At 68.9% G+C, this 21,095-nt stretch carries 21 protein-coding genes; 3 read left to right on the forward strand and 18 right to left on the reverse strand.

The genetic code is table 11. The annotated features are described in order from the left end of the window. The first annotated feature begins 84 nt into the window (after positions 1 to 84). Both Q8O14_13635 and Q8O14_13640 read left to right on the forward strand, forming a co-directional pair. The gene (locus tag Q8O14_13635) at positions 85 to 210 is read left to right on the forward strand and encodes a hypothetical protein (protein ID MDP2361767.1); all 126 of its coding nucleotides are present in this window, start codon (positions 85 to 87) and stop codon (positions 208 to 210) included. Between the two features lie 15 nt (positions 211 to 225). After that, positions 226 to 471 carry a thioredoxin family protein gene (locus Q8O14_13640; protein MDP2361768.1) on the forward strand — a complete coding sequence of 82 codons (246 nt, stop codon included), beginning with the start codon at positions 226 to 228 and terminating at the stop codon, positions 469 to 471. A 195-nt stretch (positions 472 to 666) separates the two neighbouring features. On the opposite strand, the gene ispF is transcribed toward Q8O14_13640, so the two are convergent. The 10 genes from ispF to Q8O14_13690 all read right to left on the reverse strand — a co-directional run bounded on the left by ispF (position 667) and on the right by Q8O14_13690 (position 12,792). Next, positions 667 to 1,944 carry a 2-C-methyl-D-erythritol 2,4-cyclodiphosphate synthase gene (ispF, locus tag Q8O14_13645; protein ID MDP2361769.1) on the reverse strand — a complete coding sequence of 426 codons (1,278 nt, stop codon included), beginning with the start codon at positions 1,942 to 1,944 and terminating at the stop codon, positions 667 to 669. Continuing rightward, on the reverse strand, positions 1,941 to 2,975 hold the full coding sequence (gene queA, locus Q8O14_13650) for a tRNA preQ1(34) S-adenosylmethionine ribosyltransferase-isomerase QueA (protein MDP2361770.1): 1,035 nt from the start codon (positions 2,973 to 2,975) through the stop codon (positions 1,941 to 1,943). The genes ispF and queA overlap by 4 nt, the downstream gene beginning before the upstream one ends. Positions 2,976 to 3,214: 239 nt before the next feature. Next, positions 3,215 to 4,252, reverse strand: a complete 1,038-nt coding sequence (gene ruvB / locus Q8O14_13655) for a Holliday junction branch migration DNA helicase RuvB (GenBank protein MDP2361771.1) — start codon at positions 4,250 to 4,252, stop codon at positions 3,215 to 3,217. 9 nt (positions 4,253 to 4,261) lie between these two features. After that, entirely contained in the window at positions 4,262 to 4,882 is a 621-nt protein-coding gene (gene ruvA / locus Q8O14_13660; GenBank protein ID MDP2361772.1) for a Holliday junction branch migration protein RuvA, read from the reverse strand. Between the two features lies 1 nt (position 4,883). Further along, positions 4,884 to 5,369 (reverse strand): crossover junction endodeoxyribonuclease RuvC, encoded by a 486-nt coding sequence (gene ruvC / locus Q8O14_13665; protein MDP2361773.1) that lies wholly within the window; start codon positions 5,367 to 5,369, stop codon positions 4,884 to 4,886. A gap of 8 nt (positions 5,370 to 5,377) precedes the next feature. Further along, on the reverse strand, positions 5,378 to 6,124 hold the full coding sequence (locus Q8O14_13670) for a YebC/PmpR family DNA-binding transcriptional regulator (protein ID MDP2361774.1): 747 nt from the start codon (positions 6,122 to 6,124) through the stop codon (positions 5,378 to 5,380). 110 nt (positions 6,125 to 6,234) lie between these two features. Next, positions 6,235 to 6,543 carry a hypothetical protein gene (locus Q8O14_13675; GenBank protein MDP2361775.1) on the reverse strand — a complete coding sequence of 103 codons (309 nt, stop codon included), beginning with the start codon at positions 6,541 to 6,543 and terminating at the stop codon, positions 6,235 to 6,237. 105 nt (positions 6,544 to 6,648) lie between these two features. Beyond that, positions 6,649 to 8,415, reverse strand: coding sequence for a S49 family peptidase (locus tag Q8O14_13680; protein ID MDP2361776.1), 1,767 nt, complete (start codon positions 8,413 to 8,415; stop codon positions 6,649 to 6,651). Beyond that, the gene (locus Q8O14_13685) at positions 8,412 to 10,442 is read right to left on the reverse strand and encodes an ATP-binding cassette domain-containing protein (protein MDP2361777.1); all 2,031 of its coding nucleotides are present in this window, start codon (positions 10,440 to 10,442) and stop codon (positions 8,412 to 8,414) included. The genes Q8O14_13680 and Q8O14_13685 overlap by 4 nt, the downstream gene beginning before the upstream one ends. 169 nt (positions 10,443 to 10,611) lie before the next feature. After that, complete coding sequence (locus tag Q8O14_13690; protein MDP2361778.1) at positions 10,612 to 12,792, reverse strand: M1 family metallopeptidase; 2,181 nt, start codon at positions 12,790 to 12,792, stop codon at positions 10,612 to 10,614. A 66-nt stretch (positions 12,793 to 12,858) separates the two neighbouring features. Between Q8O14_13690 and Q8O14_13695 the strand changes: the two genes are divergently transcribed. Further along, entirely contained in the window at positions 12,859 to 13,275 is a 417-nt protein-coding gene (locus Q8O14_13695; GenBank protein ID MDP2361779.1) for an ATP-binding protein, read from the forward strand. Between the two features lie 18 nt (positions 13,276 to 13,293). Here Q8O14_13695 and Q8O14_13700 read toward each other — a convergent pair whose 3' ends face one another. From Q8O14_13700 to Q8O14_13735, 8 genes are all read right to left on the reverse strand, one after another. Then, positions 13,294 to 13,557, reverse strand: coding sequence for a EutN/CcmL family microcompartment protein (locus tag Q8O14_13700; protein ID MDP2361780.1), 264 nt, complete (start codon positions 13,555 to 13,557; stop codon positions 13,294 to 13,296). A gap of 130 nt (positions 13,558 to 13,687) precedes the next feature. Further along, a complete protein-coding gene (locus Q8O14_13705) occupies positions 13,688 to 13,981 on the reverse strand; it encodes a EutN/CcmL family microcompartment protein (GenBank protein ID MDP2361781.1) in 294 nt (97 codons plus the stop codon). A gap of 8 nt (positions 13,982 to 13,989) precedes the next feature. Then, positions 13,990 to 14,967, reverse strand: a complete 978-nt coding sequence (locus Q8O14_13710; GenBank protein ID MDP2361782.1) for a deoxyhypusine synthase family protein — start codon at positions 14,965 to 14,967, stop codon at positions 13,990 to 13,992. A 110-nt stretch (positions 14,968 to 15,077) separates the two neighbouring features. Further along, positions 15,078 to 16,256, reverse strand: a complete 1,179-nt coding sequence (locus tag Q8O14_13715; GenBank protein MDP2361783.1) for a phosphopentomutase — start codon at positions 16,254 to 16,256, stop codon at positions 15,078 to 15,080. A gap of 222 nt (positions 16,257 to 16,478) precedes the next feature. Beyond that, complete coding sequence (locus Q8O14_13720; protein ID MDP2361784.1) at positions 16,479 to 16,631, reverse strand: hypothetical protein; 153 nt, start codon at positions 16,629 to 16,631, stop codon at positions 16,479 to 16,481. Between the two features lie 158 nt (positions 16,632 to 16,789). Continuing rightward, positions 16,790 to 19,492 (reverse strand): hypothetical protein, encoded by a 2,703-nt coding sequence (locus Q8O14_13725; protein MDP2361785.1) that lies wholly within the window; start codon positions 19,490 to 19,492, stop codon positions 16,790 to 16,792. Positions 19,493 to 19,576: 84 nt separating this feature from the next. Further along, on the reverse strand, positions 19,577 to 20,176 hold the full coding sequence (locus Q8O14_13730; protein MDP2361786.1) for a ribonuclease HII: 600 nt from the start codon (positions 20,174 to 20,176) through the stop codon (positions 19,577 to 19,579). A gap of 128 nt (positions 20,177 to 20,304) precedes the next feature. Next, positions 20,305 to 20,940: a uracil-DNA glycosylase gene (locus Q8O14_13735; GenBank protein MDP2361787.1), complete on the reverse strand. Its 636-nt coding sequence runs from the start codon at positions 20,938 to 20,940 to the stop codon at positions 20,305 to 20,307. Between the last annotated feature and the right edge of the window lie 155 nt (positions 20,941 to 21,095).

A 21,095-nucleotide genomic window follows, 5' to 3' on the forward strand; every position in this document is an offset into this window, starting at 1 on the left:
AGCCGTGGCAGGACTTTGCCCCGGCTTCACCATGTTTCCAGCAGCCGATTGCGATGAGCCCAGGCAAATGGAGGAGTCGAGACCATGCGCTTCCTGAAAAAGCTGATCGGCCTGGACGGCCGCCCGGACGAGCTGCGCGACGGCATGCTGGAGCTGGTGGTTGAACAGGAAAGCAGGCCCGTCATCGCCGAGTTCTATTCCAACACGTGAAGCGGCTGTCGGACCGTGTCCGGTCTGCTTTACCAACTGCGCGACGACTTCCCCGACCGCCTGCGCCTGGCGCGGGCCAATGCCCAGACCAACGGCGGCACGGTCAGCCAGTTCAAGGTGCGTGGCACGCCCACCGTCCTTCTCTTCCACAAGGGGCGACTGCTCAAGCGCTGGAGCGGACAGGTCGACCTCGACGAGCTTTACGCCCAGGTGGAGGGGCTGGTGGCGGCGGGTGACAACGAAGCCAAGGGCGGGCGGTAGAGCCTGCGTCGGAAAATCTGCGAAAGGGCCTCAAGCTTTTTTCCCAGGTTCCGATAGTGGTCTCGAATCGAGGGCCGAAGCCTTTGGCCGAAGGCGACGGTGGCGATTCGCCCCGTGGTGGGCCAACCGCGGGATAGCGCGAAGACCTCCACGATTCGCGCGGCACTCTGGGCGCGGCAGTCGCGACTGTCGCGCCTAGATTTTGTCCGGGGCGGCTGGCGACAGCAGGACGACGGCCTGGGCGGCGATCCCCTCGCCCCGTCCGGTGAAGCCCAGTCCCTCCGTGGTCGTGCCCTTGACATTGACACACTCCACCGCCAGGTCCAGGGCGGCGGCGATGCGGACCCGCATTGCCCCGACGTGGGGCCGCACCTTGGGCCGCTCGCAGATGACGGTGGCATCCACGTTGACCGGCCGGAAGCCCGCGGCCCGCACCCGCTGTCCGACCTCCCGCAACAAGTCCCAGGAGTCCGCCCCCCGCCACTGCTCGTCCGCATCCGGGAAGTGGGAGCCGATGTCGCCCAGCGCCGCCCCCCCCAGCAGGGCGTCGGTGATGGCGTGCAGCAGCACGTCGGCGTCGCTGTGCCCGGCCAGGCCCCGCTCGCCGGGCAGGGGCACTCCACCCAGGACGAGGGGAGGCCCGTCGGCGAAGGCGTGGACATCAAAACCCTGGCCGACGCGAAGGCCGGGGCCGGAATCCTTGTCCTCACGCAGCCAGCATTCGGCCATGGCCAGATCCTCCCGGCGGGTGATCTTCAGGTTGCGCCGTCCGCCCTCGACCGCCAGCACCGTCCGCCCGGGCGCATGCCGCTCGGCCAGCGAGGCGTCGTCGGTCCCCGTGAAGCCCTCCCGCGCGGCCAGTCGATGCCACTCCAGCAAATCGGGCCAGCGGAAGAGCTGGGGCGTCTGCACGGCCACGACCCGCTCTCGATCCACCGTGCGCGCCACGCGGAGACAGCCGCCGCCGGCCTCCACTTCCTTCAGCGTATCGTCCGAGACGCGCAGGGGCACGGCACCCACCGCTTGATCCTCCCGGCGCAGGGCCTCCCACAGCCGATGATACAGGGCGGCGGTGGCCAGGGGACGAACACCGTCATGCACGAAGACGGCATCCAGATCGGCGGGCAGCGCCTCCAACGCGAGCCGCACGCTTTCCTGGCGTGTGGCACCGCCGGCCAGGCAGCGGGCTTGGAAGCCCGGGGCCAGGCACCGGTCCGCCCTCAGAACCTCCTCCATCACCTGCCGAGTGGGTTCCCCATGGGCGGGCGGATGGGTCAACAAGAGGGAGACAAGCTCCACCGCGGGATGGGCCTCCGCTCCGAAGTCCAGGGCGGCGGCGAGGGAGTGGGCCAGCACGGGGCGGCCGGCCAGGGGTTGGAACTGCTTGGGTCCATTGCCCCCCATGCGGCGGCCGCTGCCCCCCGCCGTCACCACGATGGCGACGCGGGCGGGTCTGCCCGGGGCGCCGCTCACCGGATGAGCATGGCGTCGCCATAGCTGAAGAAGCGGTACTTCTCCTTGATGGCGGCCTTGTAGGAGGCCATGATCTGGTCCCGCGTGGCGAAGGCCGAGACCAGCATGAGCAGGGTGCTGGAGGGCAGGTGGAAATTGGTGATGAGCCGGTCCACCACTTTGAATTCGTAGGGCGGGTAGATGAACTTGTCCGTCCAGCCCTTGTCCGGATTTATGCCGCCGTTGAAGCGCGCCACGGTCTCCAGGGTGCGGGCCACGGTGGTGCCCACCGCCCACACCTTGCCGCCCAGTTTGATGCGGTCGTTGACCGCGCGCGCCGTCTCGCGGGTCACGATGTAGTGCTCGCTGTCCATGCGATGGCGGGTGAGATCCTCCACGTTGACAGGCCGGAAGGTGCCCAGGCTGACATGGAGGGTGATGGGAACGACGGCCACGCCCTTCCTCTCCAGGCGGCCCAGCAGGCGTTTGGTGAAATGCAGTCCGGCCGTGGGGGCGGCCACCGCTCCCACCCTCTCCTCGTTGGCGAAAAGGGTCTGGTAGTTCTTCTCGTCCTTCTTGTCCGGCGTGCGCTTGATGTAGGGCGGCAAGGGCACGGTGCCGTACTTGTCGATGATCTTGTGGAAGTCCCCGTCATAATTGACGCGCACCACCCGGCCACCGGAGGTGGTGTTGTCGATGATGTCGCAGGTGATCCCCTCCTGGAGGGTGATGGTGTTGCCCATGCGCACCTTGCGCGCCGGCTTGACCATGATCTCCCACATGTTCTCGTTCAATTCGCGTAGCAGGAAGACTTCAATCTCGGCGTCGGTCTTCTCCTTGTAGCCCGTCATGCGGGCCTTGACCACGCGCGTGTCGTTGACCACCAGCACGTCGTGCTCGCCGAAGAACTCCACGATGTCCTTGAAGAGGCGGTGCTCCACTTGTCCGCTGGCGCGGTCCAGCACCAGCAGGCGGGACTTGTCGCGCTCCTTGAGCGGCTCCTGGGCGATCAGCTTCTCAGGCAGGGGGTACTTGAAGTCGGAGAGACGCATGGCTGCTTCCTTGCTTGGCTCCTCCCGCCCCGACACGGGCGGGCAAAGCGCGCCGGACGGCCTCCGGCAGGCGAACAACGGCGGATCAAGGTAAGGATTGCGAAGCGGCGTGAAGTGAATGGTCGATTTGTGGATCCTACAAGCCGTCACATACAGTGCTAAAGCATTTATCCCAAAGACTCCCCCAACAGCGAGCCGCCGACCGCCCGCGGCCGCCCATTCCGTCCGGGCCGGCCGTCTCAGAAGGGCAGGAGCGCCTCGCCGGACGAGGGGCGGGGGCCGAGACCCAGGTGGGTCCAGGCCTTGGGCGTGGCCACGCGACCGCGCGGCGTGCGCTGCAGGAATCCCTCCTTGACCAGGAAGGGCTCCAGCACTTCCTCCAAGGTGTCCTCCTCCTCGCCCAGGGCGACGGCCAGGGTGCCCAGGCCCGTCGGCCCGCCCTGGAAGTGCTCCATGAGGATGCCCAAGAAGCGCCGGTCCAGGCGGTCGAGACCGGCCTCGTCCACCTCGAGCCGCTCGAGGCCGTAGCGGGCGATGTCCAGCGTGACCCGTCCCTCCCCCTTCACTTGCGCGAAGTCCCGCAGGCGGCGCAGCAGGCGGTTGGCGATGCGGGGGGTTCCCCGGCAGCGGCCGGACAGCTCCAGGGCCGCTTCGGGCGCCAGGTCGATCTCGAGCAGGCGGGCGCTGCGGGCCAGGATGGTGGCCAGCTCCTCCTGCGAATAGTGCTCCAGGTGGACGACGATGCCGAAGCGGGCCATCAAGGGGCTGGAGAGCAGGCCGGCGCGGGTGGTGGCGCCCACCAAGGTGAAACGGGGCAGGCCCAGCTGCACGCTGCGGGCGGCGGCGCCTCGATCGAGCAGGATGTCCAGGCGGAAGTCCTCCATCGCCGGGTAGAGGTACTCCTCCACCACCTTGCCCAGGCGGTGGACCTCGTCGACGAAGAGGATGTCGCGGTCGTTCAGGTTGGTGAGGAGGCCGGCCAGGTCGGCCGGCTTCTCAAGGACGGGACCGCTCGTCACACGGATCTGGCTGCCCAGTTCGCGGGCCAGGATGTGGGCGAGGGTGGTTTTGCCCAGGCCGGGCGGACCATGGAAGAGGCAATGGTCGAGGGCCTCGCCGCGCTGGCGGGCCGCCTCGATGAAGACGCGCAGGTTTTCCCGGTGCCGCTCCTGGCCCACGAAATCGTCCAGGCGCTCCGGGCGCAGGGCGCCCTCCTGGTGGTCCTCCGGGGCGAGGGCGGTGGAGATGATGCGGGAGTCATCCTCGAAGTCGGCCATGCCATGCCTCTATTTTTGCAGCACCAGCCGCAGCCAGGCCTCCACCGCCGGCTCGCCCTCGCCGCCACCTGACTGCCAGCGCGCCAGGGCCTTGCCCAGCTCCAGTTCAGCCGGGGCCGGCTTGAACCCAAGGGCGAGGAGGGCCTCCAGGGCCTGCCGCCGCGGCTCATCGGCCCCGGCCGGGGAAGCGGGCAGGGCGACTATGCCCCCGGCCCCGGCGGGACCGTGGCGCTTCTCGAAGCGATCCTTCAATTCCAGCAGAAGGCGCTCGGCGATCTTGCGTCCGATCCCCGGCACGCGGGTGAGCCGCTCCACCTGGCCGCTGCGCACGACTTCCAGCAGATCCTGCTCCTCCAGGCCGGACAGGACGGCGAGGGCGACCTTGGGACCCACCCCGGCCACGGAGATCAGGTCGCGGAAGAGTTCGCGCTCACCCTTGCTGTGGAAGGCGACCAGGGCAAGCAGATCCTCGCGCACCAACAAATGGACCCAGAGGCGCGCTTCGGCGCCCCGCTCCAGGCGGCGGCTGGTGTTGAGGCTGCAGGCCAGGTCCCAGCCCACGCCGCCCGCCTCCAGCACCACCTGGGTGGGGGTCAGCTGCTCGACCCGGCCGCGCAGGTACTCGTACATGTCAGCGTCCCGCCGGCAGCGGACGGCCGGCGCGGTTGAGGTGGCAGATGGCGGCGGCCAGGGCGTCGCTGGCGTCCAGGGGGCGGGGGGGCTGGCCCAGTCCGAGCACCTGGGTGATCATGAAGTTGACCTGGGTCTTGTCGGCGCCGCCGTGGCCGGTGACGGCCCGCTTGATCTGCATGGGCGTGTACTCGGCGACGGGCAGCCCCCGCTGGCCGGCGGCCAGGATGGCCGCGGCGCGGGCATGGGCGAGCTTGACCAGGGAGAGCACATTGGGACCTTTGAAGACCTGCTCGATGGACAGGGCGTCGGGGGAATGGAGGGCCACCAGTTCGGACACGCGCCGAAACAACTGGACCAGGCGGTCCGGGAAGTCCCCCGCCGTGGTGATGACCCCGTAATCAATGCTGCGCAGGCGGCCGCCGATGCCGTCCACCAGGCCGTAGCCCGTGCGGGCCAGGCCCGGGTCGATGCCCAGCACGCGCATGCCGGCGCCTATTCGAGGCCGGCCATCACGGCCTCGTCGGCGTCGAAGTTGGTGGTGACCTCCTGGACATCGTCCAGGTCCTCCAGGGCGTCGATCAGCTTCATGATGCGACGGGCGTCCTCCGCCTCCACCTTGCACAGGGTCTTGGCCTTGAGGGTGGGGCTGTACTCCTTGACCTCGAGTCTCTGGTCCAGGACGGCCTGGCGCACGGCCTCCATGGCGTCCACCGCCGAGTAGATCTCCCACACGTCCTCGCCGTCCTCGATGCTCTCGGCGCCGGCGTCCATCACCATCATCATCAGGTCGTCCTCGCTGGTGGCGCCTTTGGCCACGCTCACAAAGCCCACCCGCTCGAAATTCCAGGAGACCGCGCCGTTCTCGGCCATGTTGCCGTTGTTGCGGGAGAAGGCGTGGCGCACCTCGCCCACCGTGCGGTTGCGGTTGTCGGTCATGCACTCGACGATGAAGGCCACGCCGCCGGGGCCGTAACCCTCGTAGGTGATCTCCTCGTAGTGCACGCCGTCAGCCTCGCCCGTGCCCTTGGCGATGGCCCGCTCGATGTTGGCGGAGGGCATGTTGCTGGCCCGGGCCTTGATCAAGGCCAGACGCAGGCGCGGATTGGCGTCCTCGTCCCCGCCCCCGATGCGCGACGCGACGGTTATCTCCTTGATCAGCTTGGAGAAAATCTTGCCGCGCTTGGCATCCAGGGCACCTTTCTTCCGCTTGATGGTGGACCATTTGGAATGTCCGGACATGCTTCCTCCTTCACGCGCCCTCGCTTTCCCGGCAGGCCTGAGAGTAGCGAAATCGGCCTCCGTGAACAAGCTGGCTGTGATACAGGGATGGTCCGCCCGGCGTCGGCCCTTCAGCTGGGCAGCCCCTGCTGGCGGGAGTGCAGCCAGCCCAGGGCCTGGCTGACAACGGACAGCAGGTCGAAGAACTCGACCTGGGTCAGGCGGAGGACGAAGGTGTCCCCGTGGATGTAGACACGGCCGTCCCGGGCGTGGCGCTCGAAGTCGCGGGCGACAGTCAGCATCAGCTCGGAGAGCCGTCCGAGGGAGCGCTGGGTCAGGGGCAGCATGACCTGGCCAAGTCCCAGCACCAGGCGGCGATCGTCGAAAAAGATGATCTGGTTCGCGCCCGAGGCATGGGATATGACCTGTCGAGTTTCCACGGCCGCCCCGCATTTGCTCCCCCGGCCCCGCTAGTCCTCCCTGGCCGGCGGCGGCGTCGGGTCTCATATCGACAGGCGCGAAAAAGTCTTGATCCCCTTCGCCCCCTATTCCAGGCGCAGGGGCAGCTCGGCGCGCAGGCTCCAGCGCGGATCGGCCAGGCGGGCCGGTTCCCGCTCCAGGACGCTGACCAGGTCGCCGCCGCCCAGCGCCTGCACGGCAGGGCCGAGGGCCGCTCCCGGCAGGAGGTCGCGCGGCCGCAGGCTCCCCTCCATCAGCAAGGTCAGCAAGGATTTCTGCCGGGGATAGTGGCGCACGGGCAGGTCCCGGCCTCCCAGCTCGGCCTGGAGGGAACCCAGGCAATCCTGGAGGTTGCCCAAGTGGTCGGCCAGGCCCAGCTCCACGGCGCGACGGCCCGCCCAAACTCGTCCACCGGCCAGTGGCGCCAACTGCTCCTCGCTGAAGGGACGGTGCGCCAGCACGCGGGAGCGGAACTCGCCGTAAATGAGCGCCATGCGGCTCTCCATGGCGGCCAGGGTGGCAGCCTCCACCGGGTGTCCCAGGTTGCCCAGGCGGGCGGCGGGCAGCGGTGCGACGACCTGGGGATTGAGGCCCAGGCGCTTGGCGCCGGCGGACAAGTCCGGCAGCAGGCCCACCACGCCGATGGATCCCACCACGCTGAAGGGGCTGATCCACAGCTGACGCCCCGGCACGGCCAGATAATAGCCGCCAGAGGCGGCCACCGGTCCGGCGGACACCCAGAGGGGCTTGCGCTCCCCCAGCTTCACCAGCTCCTGGTAGATCTCCTCGGCGGCCAGGGCGCTGCCGCCGGGCGATTCCACGCGCAGGACGACGGCCTGCACGGCGTCCGCCTCGGCCAGGGCGCGGATCGCCTCGATCATGGCGCGGGACTGGATCTGGACCTGGGCGCTCTCGGAGATCCCGGGCACGATGCTCCCCTCCGCCCAAAGGACGGCGATGTGGTTGTCCACGTCAGGGGTGAGGTCGCGGCCGGGGGTGGGCATCATCCGGCGCGAGGAGATCCAGCTGCTCAGGGAAAGCCGGCGCGCGCCAGGGAATCGTTCCTCCAGCCGATCCTCCCAGGCCGGGCGGCTGAGCAGCGTGTCGGCCAGACCCAACTCGACCGCTTCCTGGGGCGTCAGCCAGAGGCGCTCCGGCCGGACCAGCTCCGCGTGCAGCAGGGCGGCGTCCACTCCGCGCCGGCTGCCCACCCAGCGCAGCTCCTCGGCCAGCAGATCGTCCACCAGCCCGCCCAGGTTCTGCCGCACGGGGGCGCTCATCTCCTGCCGGGCGTACTGTTCGCCGAAGCCCTTGGCCTCGCCCTGATGGAGGACGTGGACCTTGATGCCCAGTTTGGCCAAGCCATCGGCCATGTAGGTCAGGCTGACGCGGGGTCCGGGCAGGACGAGTCCGCCCGAGACGGAGGGGCTGAGCGCCACCTCGTCCGCCAGACAGGCCGCCAGATAGGAGGTGCCGATGCCCAGCTCGCTGTGGGCGAGCACGGGCTTGCCCTGGCGGCGGAACTCCGCCACGGCGGCATCCAGTTCGGACAGGTATTCGCGGGGCAATTCGAGGTGGCGGTCGATGAGGAGGGCCTGGATCTCGGGCCGCGACGCCGCCTGGCGGATCGCCTCGGTCACCCGGCTGAGGGTGACCGGCGTGCCCAGGTTGGCGTCCATGGGGCTGATCTGATGCCCTGGCAGGGAACCGCTCCAGTCCAGGACGAGGAGGGCCTGGGACGGCACCTCCAGCTCGCCGCGGCCGGCCAGGCGCACCAGCCCCCAGATGCCGCCCACCAGCAGGCCCAAGGCCAGCAGCAGGCCGATGAAGATGCCCAGGATCACGCGCTTCATGCCATCCCCCTTGATTGATCCACTCCCGGCCGCGCCACCTGCTCCGCCTCCAGCACGGCGCGGACCTCCTCCAGTTCGGCCAGCGCCTTCTCCCAGCGCGGATAAAGCCCCTTGACGATCTCACGGACCCGGGCGTACTCGGTGGAGGCCTGTTTCATTTTCTCTGAATCGTTCCAGATCTCCTCGCGGGCCAGGGCCTGCTCCAGCTCCAACAGGCGGGCCTCGCGGCGGGCAATCTCCGCCTCCAACTCCTCCGCCCGGCCGGCCGCCTCGCGCAGCAGGCGGCCCCGGCGGATCTTCTCCTCGGTGGCCGCCTTGCGCTCCTCGCGGCCGCGCGGACGGGCGGCCGGGCTTCCCTCGGAGGCCGCCTGCGTCGCGCGCGCGCCCGCCCGGCGCGCCGTCTCCCCCGCCTCCTGCCGCTCCAGCTCGTCGCGCCAAGCGACAAACTCGCTGTAGCTGCCGGGCCGGTCCAGCAGGCGGCCCTGGCGCAGCTCCAGCACCCGCGTGACGACCCTGTCCAGGAAGTAGCGGTCGTGGCTGACCACCAGGACCGTCCCGGCGAAGGAGGAGAGGGCCTGCTGCAGCATGTCCTTGGCCTTGAGGTCCAGGTGGTTGGTCGGTTCGTCGAGCACGAGGAAATTGCACTTGTCAAGCAGGATGCCCGCCACCGCCAGGCGGCTCTTCTCGCCGCCGGACAGGACCTCGACCCGCTTGAAGACGGAGTCGCCGCCGAAGAGGAAGGCCCCCAGCAGGCTGCGCAGCTCCGTCTGGCCCAGACCCTGGTTGTGGCTGGCCAGCTCCTCCAGGACCGTGCGGCGGGAGTCCATCTGGTCCTCCACCTCCTGGGTGTAGACGTCCAGCTGGACCTTGTGTCCCAAGCGGACCTGGCCGGCGGAGGGTTGCTGCAGCCCGGAGATGATGCGGGCCAGGGTGGACTTGCCCGCCCCGTTCGGCCCCGTCAGAGCCACGCGTTCGCCCCGCTTGAGGAGCAGGTCCAGGTCGCGGAAGACAGGTCCCTGGCCGTAGTCCATGGCCAGGCCCCTCAACTCCAGCACCACGTCGCCTGATCGCTCGCAGGCCGGGAAGCGGAAGTGGACGCCCCGCTCCTCCCGCTCCACCTCGGGCAATGCCAGCTTCTCCAGCTGCTTGACGCGGCTCTGCACCTGGCGGGCCTTGGTGGACTTGTAGCGGAATCGCTCGATGAAGTGCTGCATCTCCTCGATCCGCCCCTTCATCCGCTCCGCCTCGGCGGCGCGCCGGGCCTGCTGCTCCTCCTTCAGTTCGCGGTAGCGGCTGTAGTTGCCCTGGTAGAGGGTGAGCCGGCCGCGGGCGATCTCGGCCACCTGCGTCACCGTGCGGTCAAGGAAGAAGCGGTCGTGGCTGATGGTGATGACCGTGCCGTCGTAGGAGCGCAGGAAGCGCTCCAGCCATTCGAGGGCGTCCGTGTCCAGGTGGTTGGTGGGTTCGTCCAGCAGCAGCAGGTCGGGGGCGGCGAGGAGGAGGCGGGCCATGGCGGCGCGCATCTGCCATCCGCCGCTGAACTGGCTGAGGGGCCGCTCGGCGTCCAGGGGAGTGAAGCCCAGGCCCTGCAGGATGCGGCGCGCCTCGGAATCCAGGCGCCAGCCGTCCGCGTGCTCGAAGCGCTCCTGCAGATGGCCCAGGTGGGCGAGCAGGGCGGGCTGATCCTCGTCATCATCCCCCAGGCCGGCCAGGGCCAGGCGGGTCTCGGCGATCTCCCGCTCAACTTGGCGGACGTCGCCGGCCGCCTCCAGCACCAGTTCCAGCAGCGGCAGGTCCGAGGAGAAACTGAAGGTCTGCGAGAGGTAGCCGACACGCATGCGGGGCGCCAGGTGCAGCTGCCCCTCGTCCGCTTCCCGCTCGCCGGCCAGGATGCGCATGAGGGTGGTCTTGCCCACCCCGTTGTCCCCCACCAGGCCGATGCGCTGGCCGGGCAGGATGCGCCAGCTGAGGTCCTCGAAGAGCACCTTGTCGGGGAAACGGACGGCGAGGCGGGTCAACTGGATCATCGCCCCGCCACTCCCTGCCGCCCCTGGTCAAAGCGGCGGGAGTCAGGCCCGCCGCAGCCGGACGCCATCCCGGCCGGCAAGGGCCCCGGCCGGAATTCCGCCCCGCGACAAGGTGCCATCCAGGTCATGCTCCGTACTCCGTCCCTGTTTCTGATCGACATGGTCTGGTTCAAGGCAAGGTGAGGGCCACCACCCGGTAGCAGCGGCGCTCCTGGACCGGCGCCTCCTGCCACACCGTCCCCGTCGTCTCGCCCAGGCTTTGCCAGAGCTGGGGCCAGGGCTCGTCGGCGGCCTCCACCCGATAGGCCCAGGCGCCGGGGACAGCCGCCCACTCCAGGCGCAGGCCTGCCGCCGTCCACGTCGCCGTCGTCACCGGCGCGGCCAGGGTCTGCAACTGGCGCAGGCCCAGATCCTGCCAATCAGAGCTGCCGGGCGCCAGGGCGAAAGCGAGCCGCTCGGCGGGTCGGCCCGGGTCCAGGCCCTCCAACTCGATCCACAGACTGTCGCCGTCGTTCCAGGCGGGGGCCAGCTCCCGCAGTTCCAGCGCCACCACGCCCTGCTCCTGGCCAGGCCGCCAGTCGCCGGCGCCGGGGCTTGTCCCGCAGCGCGCCCGCACCAGGCCCGGGGCGGGAACGGCACCGTCGGCGTGGCGGGCCAGCAAGGCGAGGTGCCGCAGGGCCCCGTTCCAGTTGGCCAGACCCTTCGTCTCCAGGATCCAGTCGTCGGGATCCAGCTGGACGGCGCTGGGCGCCTGCCCCGTCACCACCACATGGCCCTGCAGGCGCAGGTGGTTGCGCACCTGGCGATCCAGGCTCCCGCCCGCCGTGATGCGCCAGGGCAGCCACAGGTCGAAGGGCGGCTCCGCCTGGTTCTGCCGCACACGCAGCTCGCAGACGGGCAATCCGCCCACAGTGCGCGCCCGCCAGTCCCATCGATAGTTGGGGCGGTTCGTACCGTAGAGGTAGCCGTTCCACAGCCCCGTCAGATCGCGCCCGGTGTAGGCGGCGGCATGGGCCGTGAAGTCGGCCACGTGGGCCGAGCCATAGGAGAAGGGCCCCTGCGCCCAGTCGTGCAGCAGGGGGAGGAAAGCGCTGTCCCCCACTTGGCCGCGCAGCATGTGCAGCAGCCAGGCACCCTTGCGGTAGACCGTGTTGGCGTTGAAAGTGGAGGGCGGATCATAGATGGGGCCGCTGGGATCAGTGACAAAGCAGCGGGTGGTCATGTGCTGGACGAGGGCGGCGTGCCCGCCCAGGTGTTCCTTCCACAGCGCCTCCGCGTAGGTGGCGAAGCCCTCGTTGAGCCAGATGTCCTCCCAGGCGGCGCAGGTGACCTGGTCGCCGTACCACTGATGGGCCAGCTCGTGGGCCACGATGTAGTCGTAGGCATGGTCGCCACGGATGAGCACTTGGCCGTAGCTCGTGTTGCACTGGTGCTCCATGGCGCCGCCCCAGGTGAAGATGCTGTGGCCGTACTTCTCGTCGAGGAAGGGGTACTCGCCGAAGCGCGAGGCGAAGAAGCCGATCATGGGCACGGTCACGTTGAAGTCCTCGGTGGCGTTGGCCAGATGCTCGGGCCACACGTAGTGCACGACCGGCATGGGGCTGCCGTCCAGCCCCATGTACTGGTCGTGGATGGCGACGAAGTTGGTGACCGTCATGCACAGGAGATAGGTGGCGATGGGGTGCCGTTCCCGCCAGCGCCAGGTGAGCTGCGTCCCCAGCGTGTCCACCACCTCCAACGTGCCGTTGGAGGTGGCCGTGAAACCCAGCGGCACGGTGATGCGCACCTGGGCCGAGTCGGCCTTGTCCGCGGGGTCGTCCTTGGTGGGCCACCACGACGGGGCGCCGTTGGGTTCGCTCAAGGTGGAGAGGATGGGCACCCCGCCGTGGCTGCCCAGACTGTAGGAGCCGAAGCCGACGCTGGCGGGGTTGCCCGCGTAATGAATGGTCAAGCAGACCTGGGCGCCGCTGTCCAGGGGCTGGGGCAAGTGGCAGAGCAGAAGATCGCCGGCGTGGCTGTAGGAGGTGGCGCCCTCCACTTGGGAGACAGCCAGGTTGTCGTGCAGGTCGAAGGCCACCTCCTGCAGTCCGGCCTCCCGGCTGCGCAGGCAGAGGGTGGCCTCGCCCGCCAGAAAACCCGTGACAAGATCGGGCGCCAGGGCGAGGTCGACCCAGGCCAGATCGATGCGGTCGTCCAAGCGGGCGGTCCGCTCCGGCCGGAGCCGGCCCTGCCAGGCCGCCAGATGGGACTTCATCCAGGATTCCTCGTCAAATCCGTCCGGCGGGGCGGCGGAGGACGCGGCCGCGGACAGGGCCGCCAGGGCCAACAGGATGAACTGGAAGATCCGCATGATCACCTCCGCGGTTGGGGGCTGCCCCGGGGCCTGCCCCCGAAAAGAATGCTATTCTTGCCCATCATGGAGCGCAGCCTGTGCATCCCCTCGGACCCGGCGGCCATCGATCTGGTCGAGGCCTTCCTCAGCGCCATCGCCAGCGACCTGGGCCTCACCGACGATCAGGCCGGGGATCTCATCATCGCCGGCACGGAGGCGGCCAACAACGCCATCCTCCATGGCAACCAGCAGCGCCGGGACCTGAGCGTCCGCCTCCATGCGCGCGTCGCCCCCTGCCGGCAAGGCCGCTATCTGGAACTCAGCGTCAGCGACGAGGGCCACGGCCTGCCCGACACGCCTCAGGCTGATCCCACCGAGCCGGAACACCTGCTGGACATCTCCGGCCGCGGCCTGCTCATCATCCGCCACTTGATGGACGAGGTGCGGGTGGAGACTAGTGAACGCGGCATGCGCATCGTCCTGGTGAAGACCATCACCTGAGCCGGACGGCCGCCGTCCTCAACGATCCACGTGATCCACGATCCCGACGATGGTGGCATCCACCGGTGTCAATGCGTGCGGCAAGGGCAGGGCCGCCTCCTTGGAAGCCACGAAGTAGACCCATTGGCCGCGGGCGGACCCCATCAGGTCCACCGCCGCCAGGAGGGCGCCCTCGGGGCGGCCATCTCCGTCCACGGGCTGGATCACCAGGAGGGCAGCCTGTTCCAGCCCGGGCGCCTTGCGCGTGGCCCAGACCCTGCCCACCACTCTCGCCAGATTCATGGCTCTCCCATCGTCGCCATCAGGATCGCTACCGTTACAGTTACCGCTATCGCTATCGCTATCGGGATCGGGATCGGGATCGGGATCGGGATCGGGATCGATATCGATATCGATATCGAAAACTAATCTTTCATCTCCCGCCCGCCGCCATGGCCGGGCCGTCCAAGTCCACGCGGTCGACGATGGCCATGATCACGGTGTCCACCGGCGTGCCGTCGGTGGAGATGGTCAGGCGCGCGCTGGAGCCGGCGGCCATCAGCACCACCTCGCCCACGCCGGCCCCCACGCTGTCCACCGCCACGGTGTGGGCCTCCTTCTCCCGGTAGTCGAAATCCAGGTGACGCACCACCAGGAACTTCATGCCGGTCAGCTTGGGGTCCTTGCGCGTGGCCCAGACCGTGCCGATCACCCTGCCCAGCTGCATGGCCGCTCCTATTGGTTGAGGACGAGGGCGAAGATGAGGGGCGCCACGATGGTGGCGTCCGACTCGATGATGAAGCGCGGCGTGTCCAGCCCCAGCTTGCCCCAGGTGATCTTCTCGTTGGGCACGGCGCCGCTGTAGCTGCCATAGCTGGTGGTGGAGTCGCTGATCTGGCAGAAGTAGCCCCAGAGCGGCGTGCTCTCCTCCGCCATGTCCTGTTCGAGCATGGGCACGACGCAGATGGGGAAGTCCCCGGCGATGCCGCCGCCGATCTGGAAGAAGCCCACGCTGTGCTCGTAGGCGGTGCGGCGGTACCAGTCGGCCAGGAAAGTCATGTACTCGATGCCGGTCCGCACGGTGTGGACCCGCTTGACGTCGCCCTTCATGCAGTGGGCCGCGTAGATGTTGCCCAGGGTGCTGTCCTCCCAGCCCGGCACGATGATGGGGAGGTCGCGTTCGGCGGCGGCCACCAGCCAGCTGTCCCGCGGGTCGATCTGGTAGCGGTCGGCCAGCATGCCGCTGCGGATGAGGCGGTACATGAACTCGTGCGGGAAGTGGCTGCGCCCCTCGCGGTCGGCGCCCTGCCACTCCTCCAGCACGGCCCGCTCGAGGACGCGGATCGCCTCCTCCTCGGGAATGCAGGTGTCCGTCACGCGGTTGAGGTGCCGTTCAAGCAGGGCCTGCTCGTCGGCGGGAGCCAGGTCCCGGTAGTGAGGCACCCGCACATAGTGACGGTGCGCCACCAGGTTGAAGAGGTCCTCCTCAAGGTTCGCCCCGGTGCAGGAAATGATGTCCACCTTGCCCTGGCGGATCATCCCGGCCAGGCTGAGCCCCAGCTCGGCCGTGCTCATGGCGCCGGCCAGGGAGACCAGCATGCGCCCGCCCTGATCGAGGTGGGCCGTGTAGCCGTCGGCGGCGTCGATGAGGGCCGCCGCGTTGAAGTGGCGGAAGTGGTGGCGCAGATGGGCCGAGACGGGACCGAGGGTCATGATGCTTCTCCTGCTGGTTGCCGGTCAGGAATGTGCCACAGCCCACCGCCCGCTGCAAGCTGTGACCGAGCGGCAGCCCCGCCATGAACGGCGCGGGGGCGGGACCGGGTTCAGGCCATGTCGCCCAGGAAGGAGACTCCCGCGTCCGCAGCCGCCAGTCCGAACCACTCCCGCAGGGTGGCGCCCACGTCGGCGAAGGAGGCGCGCCGGCCCAGGGGCCGGCCTGGCCGAGCGGCCCGATAGGCAAGGAGGGGCACGTACTCCCGGCTGTGGTCGGTGGAGCTGCCGGTGGGATCGTTGCCGTGGTCGGCGGTGATGATCAGCAGGTCTGCTTCACCCAAGCGCCCCAGCAGGTCGGGGAGGCGGCGGTCGAAGGCCTCGAGCCCGCCCCGGAAGCCCGCCGGATCCAGGCGGTGGCCCCACAGCATGTCGAAGTCCACCAGGTTGAGCAGGATGAGTTGCCGCCGGTCGCCGCCCTGGTCCAGCAGCTCCTCCAGGCGGTCCAGCCCCTCATCGTTGCCCTTGGCGCCGAGGGCGCGCTCGATGCCCACTCCGGCGAAGAGGTCCCGGATCTTGCCGATGGAGACCACCTCCACCCCGGCCGCGGCCATCGCGTCGATGGCGGTGGGCGCCCAGGGCGGCAGGCTGAAGTCGCGGCGGTTGGGCGTGCGGGCGAAGGAGCCGGCGGAGCCGAGGAAGGGACGGGCGATCACCCGGGCCACCGCGTGCTCGCCCTGCAAGAGGTCGCGGGCGATGCGACACGCCGCCAGCAGGCGCTCCAGCCCGAAAGCCTCCTCATGGGCCGCCACCTGGAAGACGCTGTCGGCGCTGGTGTAGAGGATGGGCCGACCGGTGGCGAGGTGCTCGGCGCCCAAGCGCTCGATGATCTCCGTGCCCGAGGCGACGCAGTTCCCCAGGACGCCGGGCAGGCCGGCCGCCCGGCACCAGGCGGAGACCAGTTCCCCCGGGAAACCCTGAGGGTAAGTGGGCAGCGCCGTGGACGTCACCAGGCCCATCAGCTCCCAGTGCCCCAGGGTGGAATCCTTGCCCATGGACTTCTCCGCCATCCGCCCCCAGGAGGCGAGGGGCGCGGCCACCGGTGGCACGCCTTGCAGCTCGAGGATCTTGCCCAGTCCCAGCGCCTGCAGGTTGGGCAGGGCCAGTCCGCCCTGATGGCGGGCCAGATTCCCCAGGGTGTTGGCTCCCGCATCGCCGAAGAGGGCGGCATCCGGCAATTCACCGGCACCCACCCCGTCCAGGACGAGCAGGATGAATCTCTTCCGACTCATCAGCTCCATTCCAGTCCCGCCAACATCTTGCCAATAAACCCATTAGATCTTGGAATCAACATCTGATAACCGATGTAACCCACAAAGGTCGACCAACTGAATCGATGTCTGTCAACTCAACCTCTCTTGTAAGCAAACTTGTTGAATTGCAATGGGAAGACCTCGCTGATCGAAAAAAAGGGCCTGTCTCCAGGCCCGAACACTCGAACGATAAGGGCCGGATCAGCCGAGAATGTCCTTCTCGTTGTCCTTGGTCACGTAGACGATCTCCTTCTTGACCTTGAAGGTGCCCTTCTCGGTCTTCTCCATCGTCACCTTGAGCACCGGCCGATCATGCGCATCCGCCTTGGCGACGAACTTCTGGACCTTGGCCATCTCCGCTTCCTCCAGTTATGCCAGTCGCCCCGCGCCAGGAACCCGACCTCGGGGGAATCCGGACAAAAGGGGAGCCAAAGAGTAGGGTTCGTCCAGCGAAGATGCAAGGCCGCCCAAAGCAAAGCCGCCGACCTGCGCCCGAGCAGGCCGGACGCTTGTCATCGGCTGTCCTCAGGCAGCGACGGACCGGGCGGCAGGTAGGGCCGGGGCGCCCAGGCGGCCTGCAGGACCGTCGATGGCGCCTGGTCGACCTCGGCGGCGCTCTGGGCCGCCACCTGGAAGAGCAGGTCGGCCGTCACCCGGAAGAAGCGGCCCGGCATGAGACCGGCAATGGGCAGCGTGGCCTGCGGCTCAAGCGTGAACAAGAGGCGCGTGCCATCGTCCGGCCGTTGCCAGGGATCCTCCACCTGGTGCAGCCACCACCCGCTGACGGTCATGCCCGGCCGCAGCGCCTCCCACTGCCAGCTGAGCTGGAGGGTGGGCATCTGCAGGCTGGCGCTCAAGGTCAGATCCAACCAGCTGCTCGAATAGTAGCGGAAGGCGAGGGTCGCCGAGCCGGCGCCCAGGTTGCCGGCCGCGTCCACGGCGCGGGCGCGGATCCACAGGCTGTCGCCCGGCCAGGGTTGGGGGGGCAGGCTGATGCCCGTGATGGCCGGCTGTCCCAAGGTGGAAAGCTGGGTGCGCGTGTAGCGCACGGCGGCATCATTGAAGCTGGAGAAGGGGGCGGGGGCCAGGGCGATCTCGTAAGTGAGGAAGGTGCTGTCCGGATTCTGGGCCGGCCAGGAGAGGATGATGTTCCCCGTGGCGGGCAACCCGGCCAGGGCCAGCCCGGTGAAGAGGGCCGGCGCCGTGCCGTCCACGCCCACCCGCCAGTCGTCGCCGATGCCACAGGTGTCGTCCGACCCCGAACACCCATAGATGGCGTGCTGGTTGTCGTGGGCGCGGAACTCCAGCCGCTTGATGCCCGTCCCCGAGACTGGAACGACCACGGTGACCGTCGTGTCGGCGGAGAAGCCACTCTGGACAGCGGACATCCACGACTCCGTCCCGTCGTAGGAACCGTTCCCGTTCTGGTCCACCCGCACCTGCAGGCTTGACAGGTCCACCAGATGATGCTCGTCCCAGACACGCACCTGGACCGGACCGCCGCCCGGCTGGACCCAGAAACGGCTGTGGCCGGCCGGGTAGCGGGCTTGGAAGAGGGGCGGCTCCAGATCGTCGGGCATGCCCGTCGCCACATTGCTCAAGTTGGAGATCCGCCCTTCCTGGTCGCGCCCGCGCAGGGCCAGGGCATAGGTGGTCTGGTAATCCAGGCCGCCCACCCAGACCGAGTTCAAGGGCGCCCAGCAGAAGGCCTCGAACTCCTCCTGATCGAAGACCAGGGCGTCGGGAGTGATCACGCCCGACGGATCGGCCAGCAGCTCGTAGGTCTCGAAGTTTGAACTCCAAAGCGGTGTCCAGGTCAGGCGCAGGGCGTCCACCGCCACTTCCGCCACCGCCAGGTTGGCCGGATCGGTGGGCGCCGCCGTGGGCAAGCTGGCGGCCAGGCTGTCCTCGGCCTGGGCCAAGGCTGCGAACATGGGCGCGAAGTAGGTGCGGCTGCGGCTGAAATTTTCCCAGGTGACCGGTGTGCCGCTGCTGGTCTGGTACCAGAAACTGAAACCACGGGTGTGGCTGATGGTGGGCAGCTCGTCGAACTCCGCGTGGATCCACGCCTCGTCCGTGTGGCAATCGGGAAAGCCGGCGGGATGGGAATCCACCTCCTGGCAGCTGTTGGGCCAGCCCCAGAGGTCGGGGGAGATGCTGAGCGTGATTTCCTGCCCCGCCTGGCCCCCGTCCACGCGGATGGTGTTGAGGGACTGGGTGGACACATAGTCGGCCAGGGCCACCGCGTTGTGGGTGAAGCCGAAGCTGTTGGCGGCGTGGACGGGGTGGAGCAGGTTGTTGAGCAGGCCGGTGGGGCCATTGCCCGTGTCGTAGATGGGGGCGTGGTTGAGGCGCCGGGTGCGCCCGCCCGAGAGGACCGCGCTCTTCAGGTCCCGGTGGGAGAGGTCGTCGTAGGTGTGCACCTGGATGGTGCGCTCCAAAAGGTCCTGGCCGCGCCAGTGGAGCACGGTCCGCTCATGGATGGTGGCGAAGGGGGTCAGGCAATTGCGGGAGGGATCGGAGAGGGAGGCGCCGTTGGTGTAGGCGCCGGGATTGCCCGTGTAGGCCACCTCGCGGCCGGCGCCGTTGATCATGAGCAGGCCGGCCCCATGTTGCAGGAACACCTCCGTGGCGATGTAGGGGCTGGGATAGTCGTCGTTGGGGTGGGGGGCCTGGACCATCCAATGGGGCCGTGGCGCGTCGATGGCGAAGACGAAGATGCCCCAGCCATGGTGGAAGGATCCTGCCACGTCATCCGCCGTGCCGGTGTTGTTGGCATCGAAATAGCTGAGGTCCAGCAGCTCCCGCAGGACGTGGAAACTGCGGCCCGTCTCCGTGTCCTGGAAGAGGACCAGCTCGTAGTCGACGGTGGGTTCCTCCTGAAGGCGGGCCAGGGCACCCTCGCCCCGCCCCTGCAGCAGGCTGTCCGCCAGGTCGGCGAAGAGCTGCAGCACGGCGTTGCCGTGGGCATTGTCCAGCAGCACCTCGAAGGAGCCGAAACCGGTGGTCTGGGGATCCAGGGTGCTGGGCGCGTAGACGTTGTAGCCCGGCCGGGCGATCCCCTCCGAGATGTGGGAGATCCAGTTGTCGTAAGCGCAGGCTGCCTCCACGCCTCCCATGAAATTGCGGAAGGATCCTGTCTCCACCGGAAGCTGCCCCAGGGCCGGGCCCGCCAGGGTCAGCACCAGCAAGAAAAGACGGAAGCTGTGAGTCATGGCATGCACCCCAGGCCTGTGGCGGTTGATGGAGGATGGCGGGCGGTTCGCCTGTTGACAAGCAAACATGCGGAGTGCGGTGGATCAAGCCAAAGGCAGGGGCTCCGCTCCTTTTTCCCAGGGCAGGCGGAAGCTGCGGCGGTGGATGGGCAGGCGGCCCCTCTCCCGCAGAAGGGCCAGATGGACGGAAGTCCCGTATCCCTTGTGGCGGGCGAAACCCCAGCCTGGGAAGAGGAGGTCCAGGCGGCGCAGCTCGCGATCCCGCTCCTCCTTGGCCAGGATGCCCGCCGCCGCCACGCAGGCGCTCAAGCCGTCCCCTTTGACGATGGCCCGTCCCGGACGCGGGTGGAAGGGATAGTCCCGCCCGTCCACCAGCAGGAAACCGGGCTCCCGGTCCAGGGCGGACACGGCCCGCCGCATGGCCAGGAAGGTGGCGGGCAGGATGCCCAGCCGGTCGATCTCCTCCACCTCGGCGCGGCCGGTGGCCCAGGCCGCTGCCCGCCCGCGGATGAGACCCTCCAGACGCGCCCGCTCCGGCTCACTCACTTTTTTCGAGTCGTTCAGGCCGGCGGGTCGGCAATCCCCTCCCAAGATGACGGCGCCGGCCACGACGGGTCCGGCCAGGGGACCGCGGCCCGCCTCATCCACCCCGCACAGGCCGGCCGCCACGACCGTCGATCCCATCTTACGGCACAGGTCCTCGTCATGGACCCACAAGGCCGGGAAGGAATCCCTCCGCCTCGCAGGTGGCTTCATGGTGTCTCCTCCCCATCAGCGCCCATGGACCAACCCCCTGGTGTCCGGAACCGCCATCAGCCCAGCAGCGCCAGCAAGCCCGCCCGGCAGGCGGGAGCCCCCCCGTTGGCGGGATGGCGCACGGCCTGGTGCGCGATGCCCAGATCCCCCAGCAGGCCTTCCGCCTTCCGCCCCACCGCCACCACCTGCTCGATGGGGAAAAGGGACAACATGATAGGCAGGATGTGGGCGCAGGCGGCCAGCTCGGCGGGCGTGGGGGTGCGGTTGCTGGCCGGCCGGTCGGCATGAAAGGGATGAAGGGGAAAGGCATTCCAGACAAAGGGCACAACAGGCAACTCCTCGATGATGCCCCAGAGGATCGTGCCCGAGGCTTCGCTCTCCCCCCGCGGGTGGCTGCTCGTCCAGCGGTAGCCCTTGTCCGGCCCGAAGAGGCCGTGGCGGGCCAGTCCGCGGGTCAGGAGCCGCTCCCCCATGAAGGGTACGCCCGTCCAGTGGCAACCGTGGATGCCGGGCGCCTCGCCCACCAGGGCGGCGACGGGACGACGCGCCATCATCTCCCCCAGATAGCTGCGCAGATTGGCCCGGCGAAGGGCATCGCGCTCCTGGTCGCCGCTGGCGTATGGATGAAAGCAGTGGGGCAGGCCGGGCAGCGCGGCCAGCAGCGCCACGACAGCGTCCAGGGGGTCGGACACGCGTCCTCCAAATTGTCCGATGGAAAGGTAGGGGTCGGCGGCGGGAGTGGCCTGTCCGCCCGATGTGGACGAGGCACCGACAGACGGCGGGAGGGCGCGCAGCTCCAGGCGGCCCCACCAGCGCCCCGGCATTGAGATATTGGCGGCCAGTCAAG

This window comes from bacterium (genome assembly GCA_030685015.1).
Taxonomy (GTDB): domain Bacteria; phylum CAIWAD01; class CAIWAD01; order CAIWAD01; family CAIWAD01; genus CAIWAD01.